The organism is Streptomyces katrae, from assembly GCF_000966975.1.
In the GTDB taxonomy this organism is placed as follows: Bacteria; Actinomycetota; Actinomycetes; order Streptomycetales; family Streptomycetaceae; genus Streptomyces; species Streptomyces katrae.
Genome location: NZ_JZWV01000548.1, coordinates 1 through 8,509, shown reverse-complemented (window position 1 = coordinate 8,509; position 8,509 = coordinate 1). Strand labels below are relative to the sequence as shown.

General features: G+C 73.6%; 9 protein-coding genes. 4 read left to right on the top strand and 5 right to left on the bottom strand.

All coding sequences use genetic code 11. The features are described from left to right. From VR44_RS19910 to VR44_RS19895, 4 genes are all read right to left on the bottom strand, one after another. Positions 1–1,150, bottom strand: a 1,150-nt coding sequence (locus VR44_RS19910; protein ID WP_281187159.1) for an ATP-binding protein, incomplete at its 3' end; no start/stop codon positions are given. A gap of 658 nt (positions 1,151–1,808) precedes the next feature. Further along, positions 1,809–2,450 (bottom strand): LysE family translocator, encoded by a 642-nt coding sequence (locus VR44_RS19905; protein ID WP_045948900.1) that lies wholly within the window; start codon positions 2,448–2,450, stop codon positions 1,809–1,811. 103 nt (positions 2,451–2,553) lie between these two features. Further along, complete coding sequence (locus tag VR44_RS19900) at positions 2,554–2,877, bottom strand: STAS domain-containing protein (RefSeq protein ID WP_045948899.1); 324 nt, start codon at positions 2,875–2,877, stop codon at positions 2,554–2,556. Positions 2,878–3,060: 183 nt separating this feature from the next. Then, positions 3,061–3,909, bottom strand: a complete 849-nt coding sequence (locus tag VR44_RS19895; protein ID WP_045948898.1) for a 3-hydroxyacyl-CoA dehydrogenase family protein — start codon at positions 3,907–3,909, stop codon at positions 3,061–3,063. A 189-nt stretch (positions 3,910–4,098) separates the two neighbouring features. Here VR44_RS19895 and VR44_RS19890 point away from each other — a divergent pair, with 189 nt between their 5' ends. After that, a complete protein-coding gene (locus VR44_RS19890) occupies positions 4,099–4,671 on the top strand; it encodes a cob(I)yrinic acid a,c-diamide adenosyltransferase (protein WP_045948897.1) in 573 nt (190 codons plus the stop codon). 3 nt (positions 4,672–4,674) lie between these two features. On the opposite strand, the gene VR44_RS19885 is transcribed toward VR44_RS19890, so the two are convergent. Continuing rightward, positions 4,675–5,253 (bottom strand): hypothetical protein, encoded by a 579-nt coding sequence (locus tag VR44_RS19885; protein WP_045948896.1) that lies wholly within the window; start codon positions 5,251–5,253, stop codon positions 4,675–4,677. A 160-nt stretch (positions 5,254–5,413) separates the two neighbouring features. On the opposite strand from VR44_RS19885, the gene VR44_RS19880 reads away from it, so the two are divergent. From VR44_RS19880 to VR44_RS19870, 3 genes are all read left to right on the top strand, one after another. Further along, entirely contained in the window at positions 5,414–6,616 is a 1,203-nt protein-coding gene (locus VR44_RS19880; protein ID WP_045948895.1) for a sensor histidine kinase, read from the top strand. Continuing rightward, a complete protein-coding gene (locus VR44_RS19875) occupies positions 6,613–7,269 on the top strand; it encodes a response regulator (RefSeq protein WP_045948894.1) in 657 nt (218 codons plus the stop codon). Before VR44_RS19880 ends, VR44_RS19875 begins: the two co-directional genes overlap by 4 nt. A gap of 178 nt (positions 7,270–7,447) precedes the next feature. Then, on the top strand, positions 7,448–8,509 hold a 1,062-nt coding region (locus VR44_RS19870), incomplete at its 3' end, for a cellulose binding domain-containing protein (protein WP_045948893.1).

Sequence of the window (8,509 nt, the reverse complement as noted above, 5' to 3'; positions counted from 1 at the left end):
CGGCGAGCCGGTGGCGCGGGCCGACCGGGGTGATCAGCCCGCAGGCGAGCAGTTCGGCGACGGCCTCGTCCGCGTGCGTGTCGCCGACCAGCGCCGGCAGGTGCGCCGGGTGCGGGAGTTCGCCGCCCAGCGCGCAGGCGATCCGCAGGGCCGCGCGGGCCGACTCGCTCACCCGGGAGGCCAGCAGCTCGGCGGGGGCCGCGGCCTGGGCCAGCGTGGGGAGCGGTACGGGGACCGGGTCGCGCGGGCGCTCCTCGAAGACCCCGGGCTCCTCGTCCTCGTCCTCCGCGGCGGCCGCGTTCAGCTCGTCGCGCTGCCGCAGCAGCGCGGCCGCCTGGACGAAGCGCAGCGGCAGCCCCTCGGAGGCGAACCGCAGGTCCCCGGCCCAGGCGGTCTCCGCCTCGGTCAGGGGGCGCCCGGTGAGCCGTTCCAGCAGCTGCGTGCTGCCGGTGCGGCCGAGGCCGCCGAGGAAGACCTCCTCCAGGTGGGAGTCGTCGGAGGGCGCCTTGGAGTCGGGGGTGGCGGCGAGCAGGTAGGCGCACTCGGGGGTGGCGCGCAGCAGCTCGTCCAGCGCGGGGCCGCCCAGCTCCAGGTCGTCCAGGAGCACGATGGCGCCGATCTCGCGGACCCGGGCGAGGAGTGCCGTACGGTCCGGGCGCCGGCCGGAGGTGTCGTACACGGCGGCGTAGAGGGCGTGGAGCAGCTCGCCCGGCTGCTGCTGGCCGTAGCCGCTGAGCCGGACCACGCCGTCGGGCGCCAGGTCGGCGCAGGCCCGGGCGACGGCGTCGAGCAGGGCGGTGCGGCCGGACCCGGAGGGCCCGGTCAGCCGGACCGAGCGGCCGCGTTGCAGCAGCCGGACGATCCGTTCCTGCTCCTCGTCCCGCTCCAGCAGCGGCCGGGCGGGGACGGGCGGCCCGGGCAGTGCGGGCGGCCGTGCGGCGGCGTCACGGGAGGCACGGGAGGCGGCGTCGCGCTTGGCGGGACGGCGGCCGGGGTCCGGGCCGGCACCGGGCCGGTGGGGTTCGATCTCGCTGCCGTCGACGGGGTTGACGGTGAGGGTGAACTCCCCGGCGCTCAGCACCACGACCCGCGCGGGCACGGGGGGCAGCGGCGGCACACCACCGACGGCCGGCGTACCGGAAGCGGGCATCCCAGCCTGCGGGGTACGGGCCGCGGCGCCGGCGGACGCACCCGCGGCCGACGGCCCGGCGGGCGCACCGACGGGCCGGATACCGCCCGTGGACGTACCGCCGGCCGGGGTGCCGGCTGCGGACGCACCGCCCCCGGGCACACCCGCGGCGAACACTCCCCCGGGAAGACCGCCGTCAGGCATACCGGCGGCCGGGGTGCCGGAGGCGGAGGTACCCGCTGCGGACGCACCTCCCCCGGGCACGCCCAGGTGTGCCGGCGGGCGGCGTCTCCGCCTGCGGCTCGGCCTGCGGTGTGCCGACGCCGGGGCCACCGAGGACCGTGCCCGGCCCGGTCGTCGGCCCGGACGCCGGTGGGGCGGGCGGGCCGGCCGGGGTGCGGGGGCCGGACGTGGCCCCGCGCCGCCGGTCTTCCCCGGGCTGCCCCTTCGTACGGTCCATGACCCCGTCCCCCCGCCTCGCGTCGCGCGCTCCGTCGCCGTCTTCCCTACCGCCCGGCCTCGCTCGCGCCGCTTGTCGCGACTGGTCCGGTTTCCGCCCGACCCTAAACGCTGCCGGGTCGCGCCGGTACCGCAGGGGTACCTCCACCACCGGACCGTTACGATTCCCGCCCGTCTGCGCGGAAGCGGCAACTCCGCTGCTGCCTCACGGTATCCGACGTCAGTCCTTGCGGCCGGTCGCGGCGACGGCGACCCCCAGGCCGATCATGGTGAGCCCGCCGGCGCCGCCGACGAGGGAGAGCCGGCGCGGGGATCCGGCGAACCAGCCCCGGGTGGTGGCGGCGACGAGCCCCCACACGCTGTCGGACACGATCGCGATGAGGTTGAAGACCAGACCCAGCAGGAGCATCTGGAGGACGACGGAACCCCGCTCGCGGTCCACGAACTGGGGCAGCACGGCGGCGAAGAAGACGATGGTCTTGGGGTTGGCCACGCCGACCACGAACCCCTCCCCCAGGGTCCGCAGTGAACCGTGCGCGACGGGGGCCGCCTCCGCGAGGGCCGTCCGCAGGGAGCCGCGCCGGCGCACGGCCTTGACGCCCAGGTACACCAGGTACGCGGCACCGGCCAGCTTCAGCGCGGTGAAGACGAGGACCGAGCGCTCGACCACCGACCCGACCCCGAGGGCCACGGCCACGACGAGCACGTACGCCCCGAGCGTGTTCCCGGCCACCGTCGTCAGCGCGGCCCGGCGGCCCTGCGCGAGGGCCCGGCCGATCACGAAGAGCACGCTCGGGCCGGGGATCACGATCAGCAGGAACGACATGGCCGCGAAGGCCAGCAGTCTGTCGGAGGACACCATGCGTCCATGTAAACGGAGCCCGGCCCGCCCCCGCAGCCCCTTTTTCCCGCGGACCGCTGCCGCGCGGGCGAGGCCCCTCCGGGCCGCCCCGTGGCGCCCCGGCTCAGACCCGGGGCAGGGACTCCGCTTCCAGCCCGCCCTCGATCGCGAGGATGCGGTGCAGCCGGGTCGCGACGAGCAGCCGCTGCATCCGGTCGGGCACCCCGCGCAGGACCAGCCGCCGGCCGGTCCGGCCGGCCCGCCGGTGGGCTCCCATGATCACGCCGAGTCCGGTCGCGTCCCAGGAGTCGAGTCCGGTCAGGTCGAGCACGAGGTCGCCGTGGCCGTCGTCGAGGGCGGTGTGGAGGGCCGTACGGGCGTCCGCCGCGCTGCGCACGTCGAGGCGGCCCCCGACGGTGAGTTCGGCGTGGTCGCCCCTGATGTGCATATGTGCTCCCCGGCTGTACTGCGTGCGTGTGGTCCGACGGTCCGTGGCGGCTCGTGATCGGCGTCGGCTCGTGGTCGGCAACTCTCACCGCAACTGACTGCGCGGCGGGCGGTGAAGTTGCCGACCGTGAGCGAACCGATACCTAATTCACCCCGTAGGGTGCGGGGATTCGAACAGCCGTGCTCAGTGCTTGTAGAAGCCCTGGCCGCTCTTGCGGCCGATGTCGCCCGCGTCGACCATGCGGCGCATCAGCTCCGGCGGCGCGAACTTCTCGTCCTGCGACTCGGTGTAGATGTTGCTGGTGGCGTGCAGCAGGATGTCCACGCCCGTGAGGTCGGCGGTGGCCAGCGGGCCCATCGCGTGCCCGAAGCCCAGCTTGCAGGCGATGTCGATGTCCTCGGCGGAGGCCACGCCCGATTCGTAGAGCTTCGCGGCCTCGACGACGAGGGCGGAGATCAGGCGGGTGGTGACGAAGCCGGCGACGTCGCGGTTGACGACGATGCAGGTCTTGCCGACGGACTCGGCGAACGCGCGGGTGGTGGCGAGGGTTTCGTCGCTCGTCTTGTAGCCGCGGACCAGCTCGCAGAGCTGCATCATCGGGACGGGCGAGAAGAAGTGCGCGCCGACGACCCGCTCCGGGCGCTTGGTGACCGCCGCGATCTTGGTGATCGGGATGGCGGAGGTGTTGGAGGCGAGGACGGTGTCCTCGCGGACCAGCTCGTCCAGGGTGCGGAAGATCTCGTGCTTGACCTCGATCTTCTCGAAGACGGCCTCGACGACGATGTCCACGTCGGCGACCGCGTCGAAGTCGGTGGTCGTGGTGATCCGGGCGAGGGCCGCCTCGGCGTCCTCGGCCGTCATCTTGCCCTTGGAGACGAACTTGTCGTACGAGGCCTTGATCCCGTCGGTGCCCCGGGTCAGCGCGGCGTCGGTGACGTCCCGCAGGACGACGTCCCAACCCGCCTGAGCGGAGACCTGAGCGATCCCGGAACCCATCAGTCCCGCGCCGATGACGGCGAGCTTCCCAGCCACTGCACACCCCTCGTTGTTCTCACGTACCTGTCTCTTCCGGCCTCGTAGCCTCTCCGGCGGAGACTAGCGTCCGTGAGGGTTCCAGTGACCGGGAAGTAACACGCGTCACGTCTCAGATGACGGACATCACACTGACACGGCCCAGCAGTGCGCGGGCCGCGCGGAGTTGGCCCGCACTACCCTGGCGGCATGGTGAACCTCACGCGCATCTACACCCGCACCGGCGACCAGGGCACGACCGCCCTGGGCGACATGAGCCGTACGCGGAAGACGGACCTGCGGATCTCGGCGTACGCCGACGCCAACGAGGCCAACGCCGCCATCGGGACGGCGATCGCGCTGGGTTCGCTGCCGGAGGAGGTCGTCAAGGTCCTGGTCCGCGTGCAGAACGACCTGTTCGACGTGGGCGCCGACCTGTGCACCCCGGTGGTGGAGGACCCGCAGTACCCGCCGCTGCGGGTGGAGCAGTTCTACATCGACCGGCTGGAGGCGGACTGCGACGTCTTCAACGAGCGGCTGGAGAAGCTGCGCAGCTTCATCCTCCCGGGCGGCACCCCCGGCGCGGCCCTGCTGCACCAGGCCTGCACGGTCGTGCGGCGGGCGGAGCGCTCGACGTGGGCGGCGCTGGAGGCGCACGGCGAGGTGATGAACCCCCTGACGGCCACCTACCTCAACCGCCTCTCCGACCTCCTGTTCATCCTGGCCCGCACGGCCAACAAGGAGCTCGGCGACGTCCTCTGGGTCCCGGGCGGCGAACGCTAGGCCCTAGGGACGTTTTCCGGCCAGGTCGGACTCCTTGTCGGCGTCCGTGCCGGCCGGGGCCCTGCGCGGCCAGAGCGAGTAGGTGGCGGCGATCAGCGCCTGGATGCCGAGCACCCGCAGGGCGGCGAACTGCCAGGACCGGAGGCCGCCGGTGTCCGCCGCGTCGCCCACGTACCAGATCGCGCCCTGGAGGAGGACGACCGCGACGGCGGCGCCGGCCAGGGTGCGGACCCACAGCTTCCACTCGTGGACCGCCCTGGCCCGGCCGTACTTCGGGCCGGGCGGCTTCGGGCCTCCGGCGAGACGGTGGGCGGCGTGCCGGTCGAGCCACTTCACGGTGTAGTGGCCGTACCCGACGGTGTACCCGATGTAGAAGGCGGCGACCCCGTGCCGCCAGCTCGGCTCCCCGCCGTTCTTCAGGTCGACCACCCCGACGGCGAGCAGCACCAGTTCCAGCAGCGGCTCGCACAGCAGGAGCGCGGCCCCCAGTCGCGGCATTCCGGCCAGATAGCGCAGCGCCAGCCCGCCGGCCAGCAGCACCCAGAACCCGACCTCACAGGCGATGATCAGCGCGACGAGCACGGTCCGCCCTCCTTCCCCTCGTGGACTCCCCTCCAGGCTCTCGGCCGCCGCGCCCGGATTCCTCGTCACCAGTGACGAATCCCGGCTGCACCCTTCGATGTAGCGCCGTCTCCGCCCCCGTACCGAGGCCTCGCCGGCAGGCAGCGTGTTGGATGGGACCGTGACCCCCGCGATCCCCCGCCCGCACCGTGACGACGTCCTGATCGCGGTGATCAGCACCCTCTTCGGTCTCCTGCTGTGGTCGCTCGGGGTCCACAGCACGGGCCCGGGGGGCACCGGCTACCGGCACCACCTGCCCGTGTGGGCGGCGCTGGTCCCGATGCTGGCGGTCGGCGGCATGGAGCTGCTGCGCCGCACCGCGCCCCGCCTCACCCTGGCCGTCGGCACCCTCGCGGTGATCGCCGACCAGTTCACGGTGGGCAGCATCGCCACGGTCGTGATGTTCACCGACCTGATGTACGCGGCCGTCGTCTACGGCACCCCCTCCATGGCCCGGCGCCTGCCCGTCAGCACCGGGCTGATCACCCTCGTCGTCACCATCGGGACCCTGGCCTGGCTGCGCTCCCCGCAGGCCCTGATGGTCGGCGTGCTCACCGGCATCGTCAGCTTCGCCCCGGCCCTGACCGGCGCGACCCTGCGCAACCACCGCGAGGCCGCCGAGGCCGCCCGGCTGCGCGCCGAGCAGACGGCGCTGCTGGCCGAGGCGGACCGTGCGCAGGCGGTGGCCGCCGAGCGGGCCCGGATGGCCCGGGAGCTGCACGACATGGTCGCCAACCACCTCTCGGCGATCGCCATCCACTCCACCGCCGCGCTCTCCATCGACTCCCCTTCCACCAGCCGCGAGGCGCTCGGGGTGATCCGCGAGAACAGCGTCCAGGGGCTGGCCGAGATGCGCCGGCTGATCGGGCTGCTGCGCGAGGCGGGGGCCGGTCAGGAGGCCGCGCCCGTGCCGTCGCTGGACGGGCTGGAGGCCCTGCTCGGGCAGGCCCGGACGAACGGGGCCGCGAGCGGGCTGGACTTCGTACTGGACGACGCGCGCCCGGCCGGGCGGCCGCCGCTGCCGGCCCCGGTGGAGCTGGCCGGGTACCGGATCGTCCAGGAGTCGCTGACCAACGCCCTCAAGCACGCGGCCCCCGGCACGGTCACGGTCCGGCTGGCACGGCGGGACGGCCGGCTGACCGTCGTGGTGGACTCCCCGTACGGGGACCGGCCCGGCCCGCGCGCGCCCGGCTCGGGGGCGGGGCTGATCGGCATGCACGAGCGGGCGGAACTGCTCGGCGGAACGTTCACGGCGGGTCCGCAGGGGCCCGTCTGGCAGGTGCGGGCCGAGCTGCCCGCGGAGGACAAGGCGGTACGGGAGTGAGCATCAGGGTCGTGGTGGCCGAGGACCAGCGGGCGGTACGTGCCGGGCTGGTGCTGATCCTGGGCAGCGCGGGTGACGTCGAGGTGGTCGGGGAGGCGGCCGACGGGGAGGAGGCGGTGCGCCTGGCCCGGGAGCTGCGGCCGGACCTGGTGCTCATGGACGTGCAGATGCCGCTGCTCGACGGGGTCGAGGCCACCCGGCGGGTGGTCGCGGAGGGGCTGGCCGACGTGCTCGTGCTGACCACCTTCGACCTGGACGAGTACGTGTTCGGGGCGCTGCGGGCGGGGGCGGCGGGCTTCCTGCTGAAGGACGCGGACGCGGCGGAGCTGATCGCCGCGGTGCGTACGGTGGCGCGTGGCGAGGGGCTGATCGCCCCGGCGGTGACGCGCCGGCTGATCGCCGAGTTCGCCGCGCCGAAGACGGTACGGGCCCCCGTGCGGCCGGAGGCGGCCGCGGCCGTGGAGTCGCTGACCCGGCGCGAGCGGGAGGTGCTGGGGGCGCTGGGCGAGGGGCTGTCGAACGCGGAGATCGCCGTCCGGCTGGACATGGCGGAGGCCACGGTGAAGACGCACGTCAGCAGGCTGTTGGGGAAGCTGGAACTGCGCAGCCGGGTCCAAGCGGCCGTAATGGCGCGGGAGTTGGGGATCCAGTAGGCCACGGGGGACGAGGTCTGGACCTCTTGACGCTTGGTACAGACCTTTCTAGTCTCACCGCATCTGTGGTGAGCGTGCCATGACAAAGATCGCTACCGGGCGTGCTCACGGGCGGCGCAGGTCCCATCCCCAGTGGCAGTCGGTCCCCCGGCTGCCACGGACCTACCGAGGAGCACCCTTGAGCACAGCACCCCCACGACGCACCCGTCTCTTCAGGAGGCTGGCCGCCGCCGCGGCCGTCCTCGCCCTGCCCGTAGCCGGCCTCGTCGGCCTGGCCGGGCCCGCGCAGGCCGCCGCCTCCGCGACCGCCACCTACACCAAGGTCTCCGACTGGGGCACCGGCTTCGAGGGCAAGTGGACGGTGAAGAACACCGGCACCACCACCCTCAGCAGCTGGACCGTGGAGTGGGACTACCCCGCCGGCACCCAGGTCACCTCGGCCTGGGACGCCACGGTCACCAGCTCCGGCACCCACTGGACCGGCAAGAACGTCGGCTGGAACGGCACCCTCGCCCCCGGCGCCACCATCAGCTTCGGCTTCAACGGCACCGGCCCCGGCGCCCCCTCCGGCTGCAAGGTCAACGGCGGCTCCTGCGAGGGCGGCACCACCCCCGCCGACAACCCGCCCTCCGCCCCCGGCACCCCCACGGCCGGCGGACTCACGGAGACCTCGGTCACCCTGTCCTGGCCGGCGGCCACCGACGACAAGGGCGTCAAGAACTACGACCTCTACCGCAACGGCGCCAAGCTGGCCACCGTCACCGGCACCACCTACACCGACAGCGGCCTGACCAAGGGCACCACCTACACCTACACGGTCACCGCCCGCGACACCGCCGACCAGACCGGCCCCGCCTCCGCCCCCCTCTCCGTCACCACCCCGGGCGGCGGCACCGACCCCGGTCCGGGCCCCGGCCCCGACCCGGGCGCCAAGGTCAAGCTCGGCTACTTCACCGACTGGGGCGTCTACCAGCGCAACTACCACGTGAAGAACCTGGTCACCTCCGGCACCGCCGCGAAGATCACCCACATCAATTACGCCTTCGGCAACGTCCAGAACGGCAAGTGCACCATCGGCGACTCCTACGCCGACTACGACAAGGCCTACACCGCCGACCAGAGCGTCGACGGCGTCGCCGACACCTGGGACCAGCCCCTGCGCGGCAACTTCAACCAGCTGCGCAAGCTGAAGGCCAAGTACCCGAACATCAAGGTCGTCTACTCCTTCGGCGGCTGGACC

Bases quoted from the DNA above. Each gene is read 5' to 3' on its own strand.
- VR44_RS19900 (WP_045948899.1), bottom strand. From the start codon at position 2,877: ATGCACATCAGGGGCGACCACGCCGAACTCACCGTCGGGGGCCGCCTC.
- VR44_RS19905 (WP_045948900.1), bottom strand. From the start codon at position 2,450: ATGGTGTCCTCCGACAGACTGCTGGCCTTCGCGGCCATGTCGTTCCTG.
- VR44_RS19890 (WP_045948897.1), top strand. From the start codon at position 4,099: ATGGTGAACCTCACGCGCATCTACACCCGCACCGGCGACCAGGGCACG.